General features: G+C 51.7%; 18 protein-coding genes. 16 read left to right on the top strand and 2 right to left on the bottom strand.

From position 1 onward, the window contains the following. The first annotated feature begins 138 nt into the window (after window positions 1-138). From ACTZWX_RS13635 to ACTZWX_RS13560, 16 genes are all read left to right on the top strand, one after another. Window positions 139-1086, top strand: a complete 948-nt coding sequence (locus ACTZWX_RS13635; protein ID WP_444714392.1) for a UDP-glucose 4-epimerase family protein — start codon at window positions 139-141, stop codon at window positions 1084-1086. Further along, entirely contained in the window at window positions 1083-1640 is a 558-nt protein-coding gene (locus ACTZWX_RS13630) for a sugar transferase (protein WP_444714391.1), read from the top strand. Before ACTZWX_RS13635 ends, ACTZWX_RS13630 begins: the two co-directional genes overlap by 4 nt. Beyond that, window positions 1637-2950 carry an O-antigen ligase family protein gene (locus tag ACTZWX_RS13625; protein ID WP_444714390.1) on the top strand — a complete coding sequence of 438 codons (1314 nt, stop codon included), beginning with the start codon at window positions 1637-1639 and terminating at the stop codon, window positions 2948-2950. The genes ACTZWX_RS13630 and ACTZWX_RS13625 overlap by 4 nt, the downstream gene beginning before the upstream one ends. Beyond that, a complete protein-coding gene (locus tag ACTZWX_RS13620; protein ID WP_444714389.1) occupies window positions 2947-4170 on the top strand; it encodes an oligosaccharide flippase family protein in 1224 nt (407 codons plus the stop codon). The genes ACTZWX_RS13625 and ACTZWX_RS13620 overlap by 4 nt, the downstream gene beginning before the upstream one ends. Then, window positions 4167-4949, top strand: a complete 783-nt coding sequence (locus ACTZWX_RS13615) for a glycosyltransferase family 2 protein (RefSeq protein ID WP_444714388.1) — start codon at window positions 4167-4169, stop codon at window positions 4947-4949. The genes ACTZWX_RS13620 and ACTZWX_RS13615 overlap by 4 nt, the downstream gene beginning before the upstream one ends. Beyond that, window positions 4946-6040 (top strand): glycosyltransferase, encoded by a 1095-nt coding sequence (locus ACTZWX_RS13610; protein ID WP_444714387.1) that lies wholly within the window; start codon window positions 4946-4948, stop codon window positions 6038-6040. The genes ACTZWX_RS13615 and ACTZWX_RS13610 overlap by 4 nt, the downstream gene beginning before the upstream one ends. Beyond that, window positions 6037-7194 carry a glycosyltransferase family 4 protein gene (locus ACTZWX_RS13605; protein WP_444714386.1) on the top strand — a complete coding sequence of 386 codons (1158 nt, stop codon included), beginning with the start codon at window positions 6037-6039 and terminating at the stop codon, window positions 7192-7194. The genes ACTZWX_RS13610 and ACTZWX_RS13605 overlap by 4 nt, the downstream gene beginning before the upstream one ends. 82 nt (window positions 7195-7276) lie before the next feature. Beyond that, window positions 7277-9211 carry a polysaccharide biosynthesis protein gene (locus ACTZWX_RS13600; protein ID WP_444714385.1) on the top strand — a complete coding sequence of 645 codons (1935 nt, stop codon included), beginning with the start codon at window positions 7277-7279 and terminating at the stop codon, window positions 9209-9211. Window positions 9212-9233: 22 nt separating this feature from the next. After that, window positions 9234-10826: an MBL fold metallo-hydrolase RNA specificity domain-containing protein gene (locus ACTZWX_RS13595; protein WP_444714384.1), complete on the top strand. Its 1593-nt coding sequence runs from the start codon at window positions 9234-9236 to the stop codon at window positions 10824-10826. A gap of 89 nt (window positions 10827-10915) precedes the next feature. Further along, window positions 10916-11188, top strand: coding sequence for a transcriptional regulator (locus ACTZWX_RS13590; protein WP_444714383.1), 273 nt, complete (start codon window positions 10916-10918; stop codon window positions 11186-11188). Continuing rightward, window positions 11185-12468: a type II toxin-antitoxin system HipA family toxin gene (locus ACTZWX_RS13585; RefSeq protein ID WP_444714382.1), complete on the top strand. Its 1284-nt coding sequence runs from the start codon at window positions 11185-11187 to the stop codon at window positions 12466-12468. Before ACTZWX_RS13590 ends, ACTZWX_RS13585 begins: the two co-directional genes overlap by 4 nt. 69 nt (window positions 12469-12537) lie before the next feature. After that, a complete protein-coding gene (gene tviB / locus ACTZWX_RS13580) occupies window positions 12538-13800 on the top strand; it encodes a Vi polysaccharide biosynthesis UDP-N-acetylglucosamine C-6 dehydrogenase TviB (protein WP_444714381.1) in 1263 nt (420 codons plus the stop codon). A 209-nt stretch (window positions 13801-14009) separates the two neighbouring features. Further along, entirely contained in the window at window positions 14010-14378 is a 369-nt protein-coding gene (locus tag ACTZWX_RS13575) for a histone-like nucleoid-structuring protein, MvaT/MvaU family (protein ID WP_444714380.1), read from the top strand. Window positions 14379-14623: 245 nt separating this feature from the next. Then, on the top strand, window positions 14624-15058 hold the full coding sequence (locus ACTZWX_RS13570; RefSeq protein WP_444714379.1) for a DUF6316 family protein: 435 nt from the start codon (window positions 14624-14626) through the stop codon (window positions 15056-15058). Between the two features lie 4 nt (window positions 15059-15062). Then, window positions 15063-15770 carry a hypothetical protein gene (locus ACTZWX_RS13565; protein ID WP_444714378.1) on the top strand — a complete coding sequence of 236 codons (708 nt, stop codon included), beginning with the start codon at window positions 15063-15065 and terminating at the stop codon, window positions 15768-15770. A gap of 150 nt (window positions 15771-15920) precedes the next feature. Further along, complete coding sequence (locus tag ACTZWX_RS13560) at window positions 15921-17807, top strand: bifunctional diguanylate cyclase/phosphodiesterase (protein WP_444714377.1); 1887 nt, start codon at window positions 15921-15923, stop codon at window positions 17805-17807. On the opposite strand, the gene ACTZWX_RS13555 is transcribed toward ACTZWX_RS13560, so the two are convergent. Beyond that, window positions 17797-18789 carry a hypothetical protein gene (locus tag ACTZWX_RS13555; protein ID WP_444714376.1) on the bottom strand — a complete coding sequence of 331 codons (993 nt, stop codon included), beginning with the start codon at window positions 18787-18789 and terminating at the stop codon, window positions 17797-17799. The genes ACTZWX_RS13560 and ACTZWX_RS13555 overlap by 11 nt on opposite strands. 164 nt (window positions 18790-18953) lie before the next feature. Further along, the gene (locus tag ACTZWX_RS13550) at window positions 18954-20204 is read right to left on the bottom strand and encodes a methyl-accepting chemotaxis protein (RefSeq protein ID WP_444714554.1); all 1251 of its coding nucleotides are present in this window, start codon (window positions 20202-20204) and stop codon (window positions 18954-18956) included. Window positions 20205-20215: the final 11 nt, after the last annotated feature.

The raw sequence follows: 20215 nt of genomic DNA, 5'->3' as shown, positions 1-20215 counted from the left end.
TACAAAGTGGGTGTGCAGCTACTCATGGAAAGAGCGTGTGCTGTACACTTATCTGAGATTGTCGTTACAACACATCTTCTCAAGCGACCAGGGTGGGCTCGCTGACCATCAGCTCAATCAGATTAAGGTTTTAAGTGCGTGAGAATTTTGCTAACGGGCGCTACGGGGTTTTTGGGTATTCGGTTATCCACCAGCTTGGCGAAACTAGAACGTTTTGAGCTGTATTGCTCAATGCGGAAGCCTGGCCCCTGTGCCGCAGGGCGTGCCATTGTTACTGGAGAGCTTGGTGCCAATACTGATTTCAAAAGTGCTCTTGAAAATGTCAGTGTGGTCATTCATTCCGCTGCGCGCGCGCACGTTATGAATGATCACGTGGTTGATCCACTGCTTGAGTATCGAAGAGTCAATGTGGCCGGCACGCTAAGCTTAGCCCGGCAGGCTGCCGAGGCGGGTGTTAAACGTTTTATATTTGTGAGCTCAGTGAAAGTTAACGGTGAACTTTCCAACGAGCGGGCCCCGTTCTCGCCCAAAGATTCTCCGGCTCCAGAAGATGCTTACGGCATCTCAAAGTGGGAGGCTGAGCAAGGGTTGAAGGCTATTGCGAAGCAATCGGGAATGGAAGTGGTCATTGTTCGTCCTCCCTTGGTTTATGGCCCTGGCGTTAAAGGCAACTTAGCCCGCATGGTTAAACTCGTGCGCAAGGGAGTGCCGTTGCCATTAGGCTCCATTCATAATAAGCGATCACTGGTAGCGGTGGATAACCTGGTTGACTTTATTGTGACGTGTATCGATCATCCGGCTGCGGCAAATCAGGTATTTATGATTAGCGATGGCCACGACATTTCAACTTCCGAGTTGCTGCGTGAGTTGGGCAAGGCTATGGGTATGCCCGCGCGCTTGGTGCCGATTCCCGCAGGATTGCTGATGTTTGGGGCATCCCTGCTGGGTAAAAGGGATGTGGCCCATAGGTTGCTGGGCTCGTTACAGGTAGATATTTCTGATACCGAGGCTCTACTGGGTTGGAAACCAGCGGTTTCAATGCAGGATGGGCTTCGCCGTTGTTTTACCTCGGAGAATGGGTTTTGATTCGCGTTTTTGATCTTGTATTTTCTGCTTTGGGGTTATTGGTGGCTTTTCCGCTTTTGCTGGTGCTGGTGATAATTGGGTTCTTTGACACAGGTGCACCCATTTTCAGGCAGGAGAGAGTAGGGCGGAATAAACGCCCATTTATTCTGGTTAAATTTCGCACGATGAAGAGAGATACCGCATCTGTAGCAAGCCATTTGGCCAGTGCAGACGCCATCACTCGGTTTGGCCGATTTTTACGCCGAACCAAACTGGATGAGCTCCCCCAACTGTGGAATGTGCTCAAGGGTGACATGAGTTTGGTCGGTCCTCGGCCCTGTTTGTTTAGCCAAGATGAGCTGATTGCACAGCGTGAGAGCCGAGGCGTATTATCCGCTCGGCCCGGCATAACCGGGTTGGCTCAGGTAAGTGACATTGATATGTCTACACCGGTTCTGCTGGCAGATACAGATGAGAGGATGCTCAAGAACTTAACGGTGGGTGCGTACTTTAAGTACATTCTTATGACGGTTTACGGGAAAGGCGCGGGTGACAGAGTGCCGGGGAAAGAATGATCCGGATGTTATCGGCTGATTTATCCTTATTTCCCGTCAAAGTGGAGCGAGCTTCGTCGTTGGCTTTTGCGGTTTTCATAGCTGTTTCAGGCATGGCGGGTCTGAAGCTGGTTATTGGTGCACCGCTTCATTGGTTGTTGGTGTTGGCTGCGTTGGCCGCATGGGTTTCCCTTCGTAAAGAGCCGTTCGTTAGAAGTAATCTTCGTGAATTCACAGAGTTCTCCTCGCTGAAGCCCGGTTTGCTATTTTTCTGGGGTGCATGGTTGTGTTTCTGTTTCGGTATTTTAGTGGCTGGTGCTGCCAACGGTTGGGTTGGTATGTACACAATTCCAAAATACTTGGTCCTTGTGGGAGTTCTCTGGCTGCTCGTTGTGTATGTGCCAACTAACGGTGAGGTTGTGCGCGGACTTTACCTGCTGGCTTTAGCGGGTATTTTGGGCCTTGCAGTAATCTGGGCTGTTGGATTCAGCGAGTGGCTGGTTTTGCCACCCAAGCGGTTTGGTTGGGAGTTTTTGCCACCGGGTGTTTTCTGGAAGGCCGGGATTTTTTTGTTGCCGCCGTTATGCTGGCTTTTGGTGAATCAGCGCTCTTCTTCAATATTTCATTGGGGGAGCTTTTTTGTTGCGTGTGTTCTCGTGGGGCTAGATGGGTCCAGAACGGCGGCACTGTTGGCTCCAATAACTTGGCTGGTTTGTGTTTCTTTGGGTTGGTTGCGCTATGGGTCTAGTCGTTTGTTTCTCAAGCGAATTATTATTGTTGCTGTGTGGATGGTGATTTTAGTCGGTGGGCTTAATCCCTCTCCCTGGAACCCAATAATTCATGTCTATGCCACCCTTGGAGAGTTGGTGTCCGCTCACATGCCGGGTTCTGTTCAAGCCGGCCGGGAGTTTGGGGGGGACAATATTCGCACTGCCATGCTGATCGAGGGGGTTAGAGGTGTGCAGGAGCATTTCCTTCTGGGTAGTGGTTTTGGAACGACAGTTGCCCAAACAGAAGGACTCGAAGCTCCGATGGTGGTTCATATGACCTATTTGCAGGTTTGGGCAGATACCGGGTTGATTGGCTTTGTGGGCTATGTAGGGATTTTTGTTGTTCCTCTGTGGTATTTCTTCTCAACTTTGTTGAGATCAAATGCCCGTTGGGAGCTGTTTGACCAGAATGTTCTGCCACTGGGAATTGTGGGGATTTATCTGTTCAGTGGATTGTTTCACCCTGTCAGCAATGAGATATCTGAATGGGCTATTGTGCTGCCCGCACTGGCAATGTTGTTCAAAGTGACAGACCGCTTTGAGGGCGAGCGCCTCTCGTGAAGCGAGTGTTGTCTAATAGCGCGTGGCTTACAGCTGCGCATTTATCCGGTTTTGTTATTCCTCTGCTAGAACTGCCGATCCTCACGCGGGCGTTGGGCCCGGAGGTTTATGGCGGTGTTCTTTTCGCGCTCTCTCTGGCTTTGGCCCTCTCTCTGGTTGTGGAGTACGGTTTTAATCTGAGTGCTTCTCGCGAGGTGGCAGTGTCGGTAGGGAGCCCGCAGCGTCTCGCTCAAATAGTCGGGGAGGTGTTCCTCGCAAAATTGATCATCTCAGTGGCAGTCTCATCGGTGTTGCTTCTCCTTGCAGTTACTCTGGGAGCCCCGAAGGCGCTATCGGTTGATCTTCTACTACCCGCTTGTTTATTTTTTTTGGCGTTTGGCTTCAGTCCGTTTTGGTACTTTCAGGGTACCGAGCGAATGATTGGCCCGGTGCTATTGAATCTGGCGCTTCGAGTGTTTGCTTTGTTTGGCCTCTGGCTATTCATCAGGGAACCGGGCGATGCGGCTTTAGCGTTGTATATTCTCGCTGGTGCTGGCTTTTTGAATACAGGGCTGACATCTGCGTGGGTGGTCAGGGAAGTTGGCCGTCCCGAATTTAGCTTGGCCGGTGCGTTTGGTCAGATCCAGAACGGTTGGCACACATTCATGTACCGGAGTGCCAACGATGTGTTGATGAGCGCGTCACCTGCGGTTCTTGGCTTGGCGTCCAGCAAATACCAGACGGGGATATTCGTACCTGCGGAAAAGCTAGTGAAAGCTGCGGCAGGAATGGCTATGCCAGTTTTAACCGCTTTTTTTCCTTACTTTGCCAAGCGTCACGCGGATGGTGAACCCCCAAAGGGCTGGCTGCTGGTCGTTATTATGACTCTTGTAGCCGCAGTTGGTGCTGCATTACTGGTATTATTAGCTCCATGGCTCATCGTGGTTTTAGCGGGCGATGACTTTACGGAGTCTGCTCATTTGATCACTTGGTTCGCCGCGATGATTCCACTGCGCGTATTTAACCAATCACTCGGTTTGTCAGTGTTGATACCACAGGGGCGGGACAGGTCTGCAGGTTATAGTCTGATGTTTTCTGCGTTGGTAGCAATGTGTGTTGGCTATTACTTTGCATCGGTTTTCGGCGCTATTGGAATGGTGTGGGGCCTATTGTGTGGCGAGCTCCTGCTGCTATGTCTTCTTACGTTCTCAGCCACAAGACTTAAGTTGAGCTTTCCATGATCACAGTGCTAACCCCTACATTTAACCGTGCTCACACCTTGCCAAAACTGTTTGACAGTTTGATGAAACAATCTATTTCTGGGTTTGAGTGGCTTGTGATTGATGATGGCAGCTCCGATGGAACGACGGAGCTGATAAATGGTTTTCGTGAGGCTGCGCCTTTTCCGGTGCGGTGCTTGGTCAAGAAGAACGGTGGGAAGCACACTGCCTTGAACGAAGGGGTAAAGGCTGCGGCTGGTGATTGGGTATTTATCGTAGATAGCGACGATATGTTGGTAGAAGAGGCGTTGCAAAAAGTGGTTGCTGCCGTAAAAGAGTATGGTAGCGATTCCCCAGTTGGCCTTTGCTTTAGAACGATGTTCCCATCCGGGCAAATGAATGGTGTAGTTTGGGCGGGTAATACCAGCGTACGCTCAACCCCTGCGGAGGCTCCCCATCTCTTTCGGGGCGACCTTGCCTATATTTTCCGTCGGTCAGCAATGGTTGCTCATCCGTTTCCGATTATTCCTGGCGAGAATTTCGTCCCTGAGTTATTCATCTGGAACAAAATCTCCGATGAGGGTGAGATTATCTATTTTCCGAACACGGCGATTTATATTTGCGAGTATCTTGAGGACGGGTATTCGCGGAACTTCAAGCGTAATTTGAGGAAAAATCCCAGGGGGTTTGGGATTCATTACCTGTCGCAGATCGGCCGAGAAAAACAATTTGTAATGAAAGCCAAGTGTCTGATTAGGTACCTCCAGTGCAGATGGTTCGCTTGGAGGAACTCCCAGTGAAGATTCTATTGGTTATTACAGGGCTTGGTGTTGGTGGAGCTGAGCGGCAGGTTTGCGATCTTGCCGATGGGCTAAATAGTCTGGGGCATGAAGTGAGGTTGCTGTATTTAACTGGCGCCGCTGTTGTGCGGCCCGCGTCGCCAGCGGTGGCCGTCGATGGGTTGGGCATGGGAAAAAATCCTTTGAGTTTCTGGGGGGCTGTCAGGACGCTTAAGCGACATATCGAGTCGTTCCGGCCGGATGTTGTGCACAGCCACATGTACCATGCGAACATTTTTGTCAGGTTTGCCCGGTTGACCTGCTCAATGCCAAGGTTGATTTCTACTGCGCACAATACGTCTGAAGGGGGGCGGTTGTGCTCCTTCTTTTATCGGGTTACAGATACCCTGGCTGATCTCTCTACGAATGTCAGTGACGAGGCTGTAGAGGCGTTCGTCGAAAATGGCGCGGTACCAAAAGGACGTATGGTCGTTGTTTACAATGGCATTGATTTGTCTCGCTTTCATGGCGAAGTCACTGAACGGCAAGTAGATACCGGTGATGAATTTGTGCTTTTAGCTGTTGGGCGACTTCATCCCCAAAAAGACTATCCAAATCTTTTGCGTGCATTCTGCCTCTTGCCTCGCAAGCATGGCGATCGGGAGCTTCGGCTTGATATCGTTGGCGAGGGACCAGAGCGAAATAAACTGGAAGCTTTGGCGAGAGAGCTCAAGATCGAATCCCGGGTGCACTTTCTTGGGATACGGTCTGACGTGCCGGAATTATTAAATCGCGCAGATTTGTTTGTGTTGTCCTCGGCCTGGGAGGGCTTTGGTCTGGTTGTCGCAGAAGCCATGGCATGCGAAAAACGGGTCGTTGCTACAGACTGTGGAGGAGTTGCAGAGGTTCTGGGTGGTAACGGATTTCTTGTTCCTCCGTCTGATCACAAAGCGCTGGCAGAGGGAATTCAGAAAGCTTTAGCTATGTCCCCCAATGAGGCAGTGCGTCTGGGGCGTGCGGCAAGGGACCATATTCGGTCCACGTTCAGCTTAGACGTTATTCTGTCCCGCTGGAATGAAATTTATTCTGCGGGAGTTATACCGGAGAGATGAGAATTGTCCTGTTGGGAACAACGGCTGCCTGTGTGATTGGTTTTCGTGGCGAATTGATCAGGGAGCTAGTGGCAAGGGGACACGAGGTTTATGCCTTTGCACTGGACTATGACCAATCCTCCTCTGTCAGGGTTTCGGAGCTTGGTGCTGTGCCAGTAGGCTATACTTTTAGCCGGGCCGGATTGAACCCGATTGGCGATTTCCTGAACACTTTCAGGCTAAAACATCAATTAAAGCGCTTGCGTCCAGATGTTGTGCTTACCTATTTTGCGAAGCCGGTTATTTTCGGAACGGTTGCCGCGAGGCTGGCAGGAGTTAAGCGTGTGGTTGGGATGCTTGAAGGGCTTGGGTATGTATTTACTGATGATCCAGCCGGGACAAGTCTGAAGGATAGGCTCCTTCGCCATGTTCAGGTAGCTCTGTATCGCATTAGTTTGCCCTTGTTAGAGCGATTGATTTTCTTGAACAGAGACGATCCAAAGGACTTGGTTGAGCATTATGGGCTCAAGGTGAAAGAGTCGACTATTCTTGGCGGAATAGGGCTTGATTTGGAGCGTTTTAATTATTCCGTACCTGAAACTAATCCTTTGACTTTTTTATTCGTTGGTCGGCTGCTAAAAGAGAAAGGTATTCATGAGTATGTTGAGGCAGCAAGGTTAACCAAGGAGCGATTTCCGGAAACGCGGTTTTTGGTTCTGGGTGGGCTAGATGAGGAGAATCCCGGAGGGTTGTCCAAAAAAGAGCTCATGTTGTTAGTGGAGCGAAACATCGTAGAGTACCCCGGCTTTGTTGATGATGTTCCTGATTGGATCAAGCAAGCCAGTGTGTTTGTACTACCGTCCTATCGCGAGGGTCTGCCGAGAAGTACGCAGGAGGCAATGGCGATGGGGCGCGCGGTAATAACAACAGACGTGCCCGGCTGTAGGGAGACGGTTGAAACCAATGATAACGGTTTATTGGTACCCGTTGGTGATTCTCAGGCGTTGGCTGATGCGATGGCTCATTTCATTAGACATCCTGATCTAGTGATTTCAATGGGTAAAAAGGGGCGGCGTATTGCCGAGGAACGTTATGATGTACGGTTGGTAAATGCTTCGCTGATTGCTTTTTTGGAGGGCACTCAGAGTATTGACGCGTTGAGGGACCCGATGTAGTTGGTTTAAACGAAAGTGATTTGATACTGGGCAAGCCAAAGACACTGCAGGTGCTTGGTATTCTCCACAAGGGATTATTGTCATGTTCCAGAAGTTTCTTAGTCTCCCTCGTTTTTACAAGCGTTTGATATCGGTGTCTGCTGACATAGTGGCGCTGTTTTTTAGCCTTTGGGCGTCCTTCTCTCTCAGATTTGAGCAGAAGTTCTGGCTTCCCAACCAAGAGCAGCTCGTGATCGGCGGGTTGACCGTTGTATTTACCATCGCTGTTTTCGTGAAACTGGGGTTATATCGAGCCGTAGTGCGTTACCTCAATGATCGGGCTTTTATTACGGTCGTCGCTGGTGTTGCGGCATCGGCGGTAATGTTGATTCTGCTTGGCTATTGGCTCGAGGTATTGGTGCCTCGCTCGGTACCCATTATCTATGCTGCGTTGGCGTTTATTTTCATCTCCGGTAGCCGAATGAGTATTCGTATGCTGGTGTCTAGGCCTGTTCGACTTAGCAAAGAGCGTGTTGCAATTATTGGCGCCGGGGAGACGGGTTTGCAGTTATGCCAGGCATTGGATCAAGGGACCGAATACCAACCGGTCGCGTTTATTAGTTTCTTGGCATCGAATCATAAGGCGTTGATCAATGGTGTTCCGGTCTATGACGTTAAATATATCGAAAGGACGATTCGGACTCATGGCGTGAAGCGTTTGCTTTTGGCTTTGGATCCGGATTCCGGCGTCAACCGAAAAAAGCTGCTAAAGCAGTTAGAGCCGTTGGCTATTCCTGTACAAACTGTGCCGAGCATGGCAGAGCTTATTGCCGGCCAAAAGCGCATTAACGATATTCGCGACCTTGAAATTGAGGATCTTCTGGGGCGGGAACCTGTCCGCCCAGATAACGCGCAGGTATCGGCCAGCTTGTTTGGTAAATCAGTATTGGTCTCAGGAGCTGGTGGTTCTATTGGCTCTGAATTGTGCCGTCAGATCATCCAACATCGACCTAAGTGTCTTGTTCTGTTTGAACAATCGGAATTTTCGCTCTACAGCATAGAAAAAGAACTGAAGGCGATAAACACCATTGAAGGCCTGAGCGTTGAGATCCGCCCACTGCTTGGAAGCGTGACACACAGGCGCCGATGTGAGTCTGTAATGCGGGCCTTCAATATTCAGTGCGTATACCACGCGGCGGCTTACAAGCATGTACCACTAGTTGAACACAATGTTTTAGAAGGTGTTCAGAACAATATACTTGGCACTTGGCATATGGCGGAGGCTGCGATTGCCTGCGGTGTTGAGCAGTTTGTTCTTATTTCCACGGACAAAGCCGTACGGCCAACAAATATTATGGGCGCTACCAAGCGAATGGCAGAGCTCGTTTTGCAGGGGCTTGCGCAGCGTCAGTCCGAGACGATTTTCTCTATGGTCCGGTTTGGAAATGTTCTCGGATCCTCTGGGTCTGTGGTGCCACTCTTCCGTGATCAGATTCGTGACGGTGGGCCGATTACGGTGACACATCCGGATATTATTCGTTACTTCATGACGATCCCGGAGGCCAGCCAATTGGTTCTCCAGGCCGGAAGTATGGGGCAGGGCGGTGAAGTCTTCGTTTTGGACATGGGGGAGCCAGTAAAGATCGCAGACCTTGCGAAGAAAATGATTCATTTAATGGGCCTCGAAGAGCGAACTGAAGATAATCCGGGAGGCGATATTGAAATCGTATACTCCGGCCTGCGCCCAGGAGAGAAGCTTTACGAGGAACTATTGATTGGAGATAACCCCCAAGGCACGGCACATCCAAGAATTATGATGGCCCGAGAAGTTTCACTATCCTGGAGCGACGTCGAGGAGGCTCTTCTGAAGCTCACTAGGGCTAGCCAGAGCTTTGACTGCCAGTCTGTTGTAGAGATTCTTTGCAAATCTCAGACGGGCTACGCGCCAAATGGAAATATGGCGGACCTGGTTTGGTGTAATGCCGGGCAAAGAGAGCCCCTTAAGTCCAGTGAGGGAAGGGTTATTCAGTTAGGATAAGTGCTACAACAAGGATTGTTGCATGATCAAAATACTTCACCACGGCGCCGTCAACGGCGTAACTGGCTCTTGCCACGAGCTTAGATTATTGCAGGCTACAAAGGGGTCTGACCCCTCGGGGTCAGACCCCACCCTTCTGCCAGCGTCAAACACCCATCCTGGCATCCTCATAGACTGCGGCCTGTTCCAGGGCCAGGAAGAAGCCCGAGGCTCCTCCGCCGCCGACCTGGCCATCGATTTCCCCATCGACCACATCCGCGCCCTGGTGGTCACCCACGTTCATATCGACCACGTGGGCCGTATTCCCTACCTGCTTGCCGCCGGCTTTGACGGCCCCATCATCTGTTCTGAACCCTCCGCCATCATGCTCCCGGAAATCCTGGAAGATGCCCTGAAGATTGGTTTTACCCGGAATCGCGCTTTGATTAATCGTGTTTTGGACCTGATACGCGCGAGGATCGTCCCGCTGCCTTATGGCCGCTGGCATTCGGTGTTTGAGGATGAGGTTGGGAGTTTGAAGGTGCGCCTGCAGCGGGCAGGGCACATTTTGGGGTCGGCTTATGTGGAATGCGATGCGGTGTCTGGCCCAGCGGCAGAGCGTATTGTGTTTAGCGGGGATCTCGGCGCGCCTCATTCTCCCTTGCTGCCGGAGCCCAAGCCCCCGGAACGTGCTGACCGCCTGGTGATAGAGAGTACATACGGCGATAAGAACCACGAAGACCGGGAAACCAGGCGCTATCGGTTAAAAGCGGTTCTGGAGCATGCGCTGGAAGATGGCGGTACGGTGTTGATACCGGCGTTCAGTATTGGGCGTACTCAGGAGCTTTTGTATGAGATTGAAGGGCTGATTGCGGAGTTTGGTGATAGTGAGATTCTGCGGGCTTCAAAGGGGTCTGACCCCTTGGGGTCAGACCCCACCCTTCTGCCAGCGGCTAACTCGAAAGCTGGTGCGCTTGGGGTCAGTCCCCAGGGGGACAGACCCCGCAGCAGCCCTGGTAGCAGCCCCCGTAGCGAGTCCCTGACCTGGAGCAATCTGGAAATCGTTGTCGATTCCCCCCTGGCCGCCGAGTTCACCAAAATATACCGAGATCTCAAACCCTTCTGGGATGAAGAAGCCCGTGCCCTGGTGGCGGCGGGCCGCCACCCGCTCTCTTTCGAACAGCTTACCGTCATCAATTCCCACGAAGACCACCTAAACGCCGTCGAATACCTGGCCAAATCTCACCGCCCCTGCGTGGTCATCGCAGGTTCCGGTATGTGCGCTGGCGGCAGGGTGGTAAATTATCTGAAAGCGATGCTGGGCGATGCCCGAAACGATGTATTGTTTGTAGGTTATCAGGCAGCCGGAACGCCGGGCCGAGATATTCTCAACTATGGCCCTCGCGGCGGTTGGGTAGAGCTGGACGGCGAGCGCTACGATATTCGCGCCCAGGTTCACACCGTAGGCGGCTATTCCGCCCACGCCGGGCAGGAGGATTTGCTGCGGTTTGTGGAGGGCATTCCACAATCGCCAAGCGAGATTCGGATTGTGCATGGGGATGAGGGGGCGAAGCGGGCGCTGCAGGCAAAGCTGCGAAAGTTAGTGCCCGTCGCTGACGTGGTGATACCGGATTAATAGATTTGAGGTCAGACACCAATTTAAAATGGATATTACTGTATCTGCTTTGGTATGATTTCTTAGGTTTTGGATATAGGAGTGTCTTGGTGAATCTGATTTCAGGGCGGGATGTACAGGTTGCCTTGGCAGCGTATGTGCAGGAGCGGCGGAAGGCCTTGAAGTGGTCGCGGGCGGTGCTTGCGGAGCGCAGTACTGTGCCGGCACCTACCATCAAAAAGTTTGAAACCACGGGGCAGATTTCTTTGCGGCAGTTCTTACTGTTGTGGCAGTGCGTGGACGATCTTCATCGATTGCAGGATTTGACGAGCGCGGAGCAAAAGCCTATGCCGCGATCACTGGATGAGGTGCTTGCCCAGTGAGCTTTGCCTCGGTTCGCCAGTTAGCGGTTTGGCGCACGTTCAGCGATGGCCAGCGGGCCCGGGTTGGTGGCCTGGCGCAGAACCGGCAAGGCGTATTTTTTCAGTACGATGCAGATTACCTGGCCAGGTTTAGCCCTTTGTCGCCCTTTGCGCTGAAGTGGGATGCGACTGTGCAGCGGGCTCCCCGCGATCCCCATGGCGGGCTGCCGGGGGTATTTGCGGATTCTCTGCCTGATGGTTGGGGTTTGCTGTTGATGGACCGTGTGTTTCGTCAGCAGGGTATTCTGCCAGCCCAGATAACGCCGATGGACAGGTTGGCGTTTGTGGGTGCCACGGGTACCGGTGCACTGAGTTATACGCCCGTGGCGGAATTTGCTCCGGTCGCCGATGGCAAGCTGATTGAAACAGCGGAGCTTGGGCTTCAGGCTCAGGCCGTTTTCGACGGGCAAACGACGGATGTGTTGGCCGAACTGGTTGCCGCCGGAAGCTCCGCAGGTGCCCGGCCCAAGGCGCAGCTGTATTTTGCTGAAGGGGAGTACGGCGTGTGTCGTACTCGGCCTATCGCTGGTGATGAAGCCTGGCTGGTTAAGTTTACTTCTGCCAATCTGCCCCTAGGCCATGAAGAAGGGTTATGTGAGGCAGTTTATTTATCCTTGGCAGAACGCGCGGGATTGCAGACTCCCCGCTGGCAGTTGCTGCCGGCTCCCGAGGCATCGGGTGCCAAGGCCTGGTTAGCGGTTGAGCGGTTTGACCGGGTATGGCGGGCAGAGGATGTGCCCGGTTGTGTTCATTTGCACAGTGCCTGTGGTTTGCTGGATGCGGATTTTCGCGCGCCCAGCTTGGATTATGAGGATTTGATAAAGGCCAGCGCTCAGCTATGCCGTGGCGTTAACGCCGCGCAGCTGCAGTTCTTGCGCGCAGTGTTTAATTTGTTCGCAGTAAACCAGGATGATCACAGCAAGAACTGGGCGTTTCTGCAAAGCGATGATGGTGATTGGCAGCCTGCACCGTTCTATGACGTGACCTTCAGCCCCGGCCGGTTTGGCGAACACAGCACGGCTTACGCCGGGTTTGGTAAGAAACCGCCATTGAAGGCCATGCAAAAGTTGGCGGCCGAAGCAGGCTTTGCCAGCTGGGAACAGGCGAGGCAGGGAATAGAGCGTGTCCTGGATGCCTTGGCCGGCTTTTCCGCCGTGGCGAAGGCGCTGGGCGTGAGCGCCGAGACTACTCGGCTTATCCAGCAGCAACTAGATCAAACCTATCAGCAGAACATCAAATAATGGGGTCAGACCCCAGAACATTTGACCGATCAAAATGTCTTGGGGTCTGACCCCAAAATGGGAGATTTTATGAAAAGGATTGGTGTTATTGGCTTGGGCTATGTGGGTTTGCCATTGGCGGCAGCCTTCGGTGAGAAGCGCGAAGTGGTTGGTTTTGATATCAACAGCAAGCGTATTGCTGAGCTTAAGGATGGGGTGGATTTTACCCGTGAGGTGTCTGCGGATGAGTTGGCGGCAGCGAAGCACCTGTCCTTCACGGATTCGCTGGAGGGCATTGCGGAGTGCCAGCTCTACATTGTGACGGTGCCTACGCCCATTGATGAATACAAAAGCCCGGACCTGACGCCGCTGGTGAAGGCCAGTGAGAGTGTGGGTAAAGTTTTGAAGAAGGGCGATATTGTTATTTATGAATCCACGGTGTTCCCGGGTGCCACCGAAGAGGTTTGTGTGCCGGTGCTGGAGAGGTTCTCTGGCCTGAGCTTCAACCAGGATTTCTTCGCCGGATACAGCCCGGAGCGGATCAACCCGGGCGATAAAGAGCACCGGGTGACGACGATTATGAAGGTGACGTCCGGCTCTACGCCGGAGATTGCCGAGGAAGTGGATGCCTTATACGCCGATATCATCACCGCCGGTACCCACAAGGCCAGTTCCATTAAGGTGGCGGAAGCCGCCAAGGTGATTGAAAACACCCAGCGGGATTTGAACATTGCCTTGATGAATGAGTTGTCCATGATTTTTGCTCGTTTGAAGATCGACACCAATGAAGTATTGGCCGCGGCCGGAACCAAATGGAATTTCTTGCCGTTTAAACCTGGCCTGGTGGGCGGGCATTGTATTGGGGTAGACCCGTATTATCTGACCCATAAAGCCCAGGCCATTGGCTATAACCCGGAGATTATCCTGGCTGGCCGCCGGGTGAATGACAATATGGGGCCTTATGCTGCCTCGGCCCTGGTGAAGGCAATGATTAAAAAAGGCCACACCATTGCCGATTCCCGTATTTTGATTATGGGCTTTACCTTTAAAGAAAATTGCCCGGATTTGCGCAATACCCGTGTGATTGATGTGGTGCGCGAACTTCAGGATTATGGCTGCCAGGTGGATGTTACCGACTGCTGGGCAGATAATGCTGAAGCAGAGCATGAGTATGGTATTTCATTGGTACCAGAGCCGGCGAAAGGAAGCTATGACGCTGTCTTTCTGGCCGTTCCGCACAGGGAATACGCGGCTTTGAATGCGGATGAATTACGTAGTTATACCAATGGCAGCGGTGTGTTGTTTGATTTGAAAGGTGTGTTGCCATTAGGGTACGCAGACTTGCGTCTATAAGGTTGGGGTCAGACCCCAAGACATTTGATGGCATGAAATGTATCGGGGTCTGACCCCGAATAGAAAGCTCGGCATTGTTGTCGGGCTTTTTTATTAATTGGCTGTAAGCGTTTTATTTTGCCAATTTGTGAATTGTTTATTATGATTTGTCGGGACTTCTCGTCATATTCAATGTTGTATTAAACCCAAACGAATAAGGTTTTTTCGAAATGGCAAAAATTAATGACTACTATCAGAAAAAACAGTTGATGGAAAAGCTGGCTGCTGAGCTTGAAAAGCTCGAGAAAGACCAAGCGCTGAAAAGTGAGCTTGAGTTCGAAGATAAGGTTCGTGGTTTAATGAAGGAATATAATAAATCGCCCAAGGATGTACTGCAGATTTTGGTGGCAATTGACCCTTCTATTGCCGGAGTAAAAGCAGACGTAGCCTCTGGGACCCGCGCCAAACGCCCGATGAAGACCTACACAAACCCACATACCGGTGAAGTGGTGAAAACCCGTGGTGGCAATCACAAAACGTTGAATGAGTGGCGCGAAAAGTACGGTAAGGATGCCGTGCAAAGTTGGCAGCAAGACTGAACTCACTCTAAGGCAAGTTTGTCGGGCTAAAGAAAGGTAGTCGAAACAACTGCTTGGCAGCGATTCGTCCCCCCCCTTTTTTGAACGTGGGGGGCTTTCTCCTTTTCAGCTCACCGCCCTGGTGTTATCTAAAGCGTCAAAGCAAGGCTATTACTATTTTCTATTCGTAAAATATTTGGCATATTGGGTATTATGCAATGATATTTGGGTTTTCCATCATTTTCATGAACCTACCTTGGTGATACATGGCGAAGTTATTCTCGAGGCGAAGCAAAGACTCTTCGAAAGACCAAGCTCCGCCCCCAGAGCGTTCCGGGAGGGACGTCAATAGTAGTGCCGCAGAAACCTCAGAGTTTCCTGAACGCTCCAGATTCGTCAGGTCACACAGTTCGCGCCTGGTGAGTACATCTGTCGGCTGGTTTGCGCTGACGAGAGAGGAGGAGGACTTAGGGCCATTTGCAACCGAGTTGTTGGCTGAAACGGCGCTGAATGAGTATCTGCAATCCGTACCTCAGCGAGACACCAGAGAGTTTTCGCCAAGACTGGAGAGTGGCGTTCTGATTCACGATACGGAAACGTGTAGGAAGCGTCATTGTGCTTTTTGTATTGAGGCTGGCGTTCTCGCTGAGGACAACTGGAGCGAACTGTTAGACCAAATTGACTTTGTTTTGGGGGATTAGACAAATGGCCCATTCAGAACGAGAATATTTCTCTCACGCTCCATACTTGGATCGATACGAAGTCGATTTGGAAAATTTCATTCACCTGATATACGAGAAAAACGACTCTCGCAGGCTTATCAAAGTTTCCTCGGATGACAATGAGGCCCGTGCGGCTTTGCTCAGCGGCAGAGAAGTTATAAATCACCAGCCGGTATCTATTCTGTTTTTGATATTGAAGGGTGTTAACCCTGCAGAGTGTATGGATGATGACACCTGGTTTAACGTTGTTGGGCCTGCCATGAAAGCGGTTGGTGATCGCTACGGGAGCGATACCTATAAAACTGCGATGTGGGACGGTGTGCCCCCTGATCTGCCGGCCCCCTTTGCAGATAAGCGCCTTAAGCTTTTGATTGCAGACTATCTGGCGGAGGACATAACGACCATTGTCGAGCTTACAGAAATTGTAATGGCCATAAAAAACGGCCGGGAGCCTGCTCGTTCGTTGTTTCGCGAAAAGTCCGTCAGTATGTCTTGGTCTAAGGGCTTGAGTGGAAACGCCGACGGCCTTCAACTTTCCATGCAGTACAATCTGGAGCTACAGGACAAATATTTCAGTTTGAGAGACGCTGCAACAGATATTGCTCAGCAGCGCTTTGCGCAACGAATGTGTGACCGCCTTGAGGCTGAGCAAAGGGAACTATTGATCTCCGTTGCACGAACAGCCCCGTGAGCTTTGCGTTACCTGTCGTATTTTTGGTGCTGTGTGATGGCTGATCACCGTTTTTCGTCTACTCTTTACTAAGGAATAGTGTTTTTCTCATCTATTAAGGTCCACATCTGCCGCAGGGAGGTGGTTGGGGTAGGCGAAAGGGCTGACGGGATGATTGATAACAACAATGGCGCTCCCGTTGATGGGGGCGCGATCGAATTCCTTGCCATAACCAGGTCCATCACATATTTTTGGCACACAGGAGCCGTGCCTGAGCTGCAATCTATTTGTGCGGAGCTGGGAAAACTTTTTCTCGCGTCTCGATGTGCGTTGTTGTGTGGCTCCGGTGATCGTGAAGGGCTGACCGTAAGGGCCTCTTGGAGTCGTGGAGAGCCCAACCATTCTGACATGTCTTTGGTCGATTGCTGGCCCGAGCTCAGGCGCCTGTCTCCAGTCCTGGATTATATGGACGTAACCCGTCTAAACAGTGGTATTGCTAATCAACGGTGTGACCTTTTGTTGTCGCCTTTGCAGGGGCGAAGCGGCTGCTTGGCTGGAATTCTCGCATTAGAGGTAGACGCGGGCCAATCTCTCGATGTTGAACTGGAGTATTTGAGAACCGTTGGTGGGTTGCTTGGGTGCGCTCTGGACGACATTAACCGAAGAGCCCATAACGGCTCGGAAAGTATTCAGGGTGACACGACACCTGAACTGGCATTAGCTACCAACATTATTAAAGGGGATGACAACGCTGTTGACGAGTTGACGGGGTTAATGGTTCGCCATTCCTTCCGGGATATTGTCGGTCGGTTTATAGAGTTCAGTAGCGAGAGAGAGTGTTTCGGTGGTTTTTTTCTGATTGATCTGGATAATTTTCGTCTTATTAACGATGCAGAAGGCCATGCCACGGGGGATAAGCTTCTGGCCGGTGTTGCGTCCCGCCTCGAATATGTCGTTCCGCCTGGTGGGGCACTGTCGCGGATTGAGGGCGATGTTTTTGCGTTTGCCACACCCCAGCTCAGTAATACCGAACAGGGTGCGAGGGAATCTGCGGAGGTTCTGGTAGAGCGGGTTCATCAGATGCTCAGCCGGCCATTTTCGGTTGAAAATCAGGATATGACTCTAACGGCGAGCATCGGCGTAGCCCTGTTTTACAATTATGCTTCGACGTTTGAGGAAGTGCTGCGACACTCAGAATTGTCGATGTACAAGGCAAAAGATGATGGCAAAAACCGAAGCTGCTTTTTTTCAACAGAGTTACAGCGGGCCATAAACGAGCGTGTAGATCTCGATTCAGCACTCAAACTGGCCATCAGTGAGCAACAGTTCAAGTTGAATTATCAGCTGCAAGTTGATCACAAAGGCACTCCGATTGGCGTTGAAGCATTGATACGCTGGCACAGGCCGGGGGTTGGCATGATATCGCCAGGAGTCTTCATACCCTTCGCCGAGGCAAACGGGCTGATTCTAGACATAGGTCGGTGGGTTCTTCACGAGGCATGCCGGCAACTTGCTGTATGGAGTGCTGGTCACCGTAGCGTGGCAGACCTTGTGATTGCGGTTAACGTGAGTTCGGAACAATTTAAACAAGCATCTTTCGTTGATGAGATAAATACGGCGTTGGCTGAGTCTGGTGCTCCTGCCAATCGGCTGAAGCTTGAGGTCACCGAAAGCGCACTGGCCCAGGACCTGGTTCAGGTTGCGGATAAGATGCGCCGGTTAAAGGAGCTTGGTGTCCGGTTTTCGCTAGATGATTTTGGGACTGGTTATTCGTCTTTGCGGTATGTAAAGGATTTGCCTTTTGACGAATTAAAAATTGATCAGTCTTTCGTTCGTGGAATTACCAAAGAACGGACCGACGAGGCCATTGCTTCGATGATGCTCGCACTAGCAAGAAGCACCGGGCTCAATGCATTGGCCGAAGGCGTCGAGACTCGAGAAGAGCTCGATATTCTGCTTAGCTTGGGATGCCCGGCTTTTCAGGGTTACTTCTTCGGCCGCCCTCAGGCAAGTGAATTAATTGCAGATGCCGTGGTGGCGCAATCTCTCAGCGGGTGAGTTTACCCGCGAGCAGGGCTGCCCGGTGTTTGACAAGCTCATCCTCTGCCGAGACCGCCCCCAGAGTGGCTATGGTTTTGAGGTATTCCAGTGCTTGCTGAATACCAGATTTTTCATCCAGCTTTAGGACTGATCTTGCGTGCTCGTAGTATAGCCCAGGATAATCCGGTGCGATGTCATATGCCCGTAGGAACAGCCCCTCTACATTCGATTTGCGTGCGCCGTAGGTGACCCTGCCGATGAAACTGCCAGCTTTTTCGATGATGCCGGCTTGAACGCCCGCGTACAGGACTATTGCGTAGATGTTGTCAGGGTTCTCTTCCAGTAGTTTTTGTAACACTTCAGTGATTTCTGAGGTGTATCCGGTTGCCATTGCTTCGGTCGCGGATAGATTTTCGAGAATCCGGGCTTTGCCATAGACATTTCCGAATCGAATCATTGGATGGTCGGGTGCCATTGGTAGTATTTCATCCGTTTTAGTGATGACATCCTCCAGCAGCGACTTACGATGCTCTGGGTCGGTTTCGATCAGTGTGGCGTAAAGTGCTTGGGCATAAAGGCCGGGAAAGTAGCCGGCCGGGCCGAGTGCCAGGCCCAGATCTCTGGCTTGTTTGAACTCGCCGTTGAATAGGTGAGCCCAGGCTTGTCTGAGAAGGTGTGCATACTCCTGATGCTGATCGTCGAGCGTCTCCGCGCTGAGGCGCGCCACTAACGGGTGGTTGTGTACAGATTGCGCAAGGTGATTTTTTGTGTGGTCATAGAGGGCAGGCCAACGTTGAACATCGGCACGTAGTGATTCAACCGTGGGCAGTGGGCCCCTCAAATCATTGGTGAGCTTCTGCCAGTGAAGATGCAAAGTATCGGCTTCATAATGGTATTGGACGAGATCGACGGGGTACGGCTGCCATTCGTCTCCAGCCATTGTGGGTGTAGATAGGGCTGAGATCACAAAGAAAATTAAAATGCAGATGCGGTGTGACATGAGTTTGGCTCCTCTGTGTTGCTTTATCACAACACTGCCGCAGTTAATGGCCATTGGCCTAAACGACAACGTAGAGCTGCTAAATCACGACCTGAGGAGAAGCCCCCAAAGCATTCCCGCTCTCAAATAAGGCGGGAAGCTTTGGGTGGAGGTGTCAATGATGGTCAGAACTCTCCGAATTCAGACTCATCATGTGCGTGCCCGTTTTTTCCATTCAGAGCCTGCGGAGGTGGCATATCTAACTCTCTCGGCGCTCTTGGTGCCGATGATCTAGTGGTTAAGCTAATAGTCTCCGCAGAGGCCTTGTTGTTAACCTTGAAGAAGGCAATTTGCCGCTTCAGTTGTTCTGCCTGTGCGTTCATTTCTTCCGCAGTCGACGCCAGTTCTTCGGCGGACGATGCGCTTTGCTGGGTTATCTGGTTTAGCTGGTCCATCGCCCTGTTAATTTGATTTGCACCAATGCTCTGTTCATCAGACGCCGCGCTGATCTCTTGAACCAGGTCGGAGGTTTTCTGGATGGATGGCACCATTTCGTCGAGCAGTTGGCCCGCCTTCTCGGCCTGATCCACCGAGCCTGAAGCAAGATCTCCGATTTCCTGCGCCGCAACCTGGCTTCTCTCCGCCAATTTGCGAACTTCTGCAGCGACCACAGCAAATCCTTTGCCATGGTCACCGGCCCTGGCCGCTTCAATTGCGGCATTCAATGCCAACAAGTTGGTTTGGTAGGCAATGTCGTCAATGATGCCGATTTTCTCTGCGATGCTTTTCATTGCGCTGACAGTTCTTTGAACGGCCTCGCCGCCTTCCGTCGCCTCTTTTGCCGCTTTCTGAGAAATGCCATCTGTGACTTTTGCGTTTTCGGCGTTCTGGGCGATAGAGGCGGTCATCTGCTCAATGGAGGATGTTGTCTGAACAACGTTCGAGGCTTGCTCACTTGCGCCTTGGCTGAGTGAATGAGCGGTGGAACTCACCTGCTTCGTGGCGGAGTTGAGCGAATCGGCGGACACTCTCATATCGATCGCCATTTGCTCGAGCTTGTTGATGGTGTTGTTTACGGCATCTTTGAGCTGAACCATGTCACCTTTACAGGTGACAGAAATGAGCCTGGTTAAATCGCCTGTTTCCACACCGCTCATTGTTTCGATCAGATCATTGATGGGTTCGACCACTGAAGTCAATGTGTTGTTGATGGATTCTGACAGGCGCTGAAGATCGCCGCGGAAGGGTGTCTGTATGCGCTCTGAGAGCTTGCCGCTTTCTACTACTTGCATAACCCGCATGATTTCATTGATGGGGCCGATGACGGCGTCCAGAGTTTCGTTAACGCCTTGAACGATGCGCCGGAAGTCACCCTCGTGCTTGGTGGCATCGGCTCGTGTGTCGAGTGCCCCCTCGACAGCTGCCTGCGACAGCATGTTGGCGTCTT

The sequence above is a fragment of the Marinobacter sp. NSM genome, assembly GCF_052380025.1.
Classification (GTDB): domain Bacteria; phylum Pseudomonadota; class Gammaproteobacteria; order Pseudomonadales; family Oleiphilaceae; genus Marinobacter.
This window is presented reverse-complemented; position numbering and strand designations above follow the sequence as displayed.

What these genes read in the sequence shown, in the direction of transcription:
- ACTZWX_RS13625 (WP_444714390.1), top strand. Translation starts at nt 1,637, where the DNA reads ATGATCCGGATGTTATCGGCTGATTTATCCTTATTTCCCGTCAAAGTG.
- ACTZWX_RS13615 (WP_444714388.1), top strand. Translation starts at nt 4,167, where the DNA reads ATGATCACAGTGCTAACCCCTACATTTAACCGTGCTCACACCTTGCCA.
- ACTZWX_RS13605 (WP_444714386.1), top strand. Translation starts at nt 6,037, where the DNA reads ATGAGAATTGTCCTGTTGGGAACAACGGCTGCCTGTGTGATTGGTTTT.
- ACTZWX_RS13600 (WP_444714385.1), top strand. Translation starts at nt 7,277, where the DNA reads ATGTTCCAGAAGTTTCTTAGTCTCCCTCGTTTTTACAAGCGTTTGATA.
- ACTZWX_RS13595 (WP_444714384.1), top strand. Translation starts at nt 9,234, where the DNA reads ATGATCAAAATACTTCACCACGGCGCCGTCAACGGCGTAACTGGCTCT.
- tviB (WP_444714381.1), top strand. Translation starts at nt 12,538, where the DNA reads ATGAAAAGGATTGGTGTTATTGGCTTGGGCTATGTGGGTTTGCCATTG.
- ACTZWX_RS13575 (WP_444714380.1), top strand. Translation starts at nt 14,010, where the DNA reads ATGGCAAAAATTAATGACTACTATCAGAAAAAACAGTTGATGGAAAAG.
- ACTZWX_RS13570 (WP_444714379.1), top strand. Translation starts at nt 14,624, where the DNA reads ATGGCGAAGTTATTCTCGAGGCGAAGCAAAGACTCTTCGAAAGACCAA.
- ACTZWX_RS13565 (WP_444714378.1), top strand. Translation starts at nt 15,063, where the DNA reads ATGGCCCATTCAGAACGAGAATATTTCTCTCACGCTCCATACTTGGAT.
- ACTZWX_RS13560 (WP_444714377.1), top strand. Translation starts at nt 15,921, where the DNA reads ATGATTGATAACAACAATGGCGCTCCCGTTGATGGGGGCGCGATCGAA.
- ACTZWX_RS13555 (WP_444714376.1), bottom strand. Translation starts at nt 18,789, where the DNA reads ATGTCACACCGCATCTGCATTTTAATTTTCTTTGTGATCTCAGCCCTA.
- ACTZWX_RS13550 (WP_444714554.1), bottom strand. Translation starts at nt 20,204, where the DNA reads ATGCTGTCGCAGGCAGCTGTCGAGGGGGCACTCGACACACGAGCCGAT.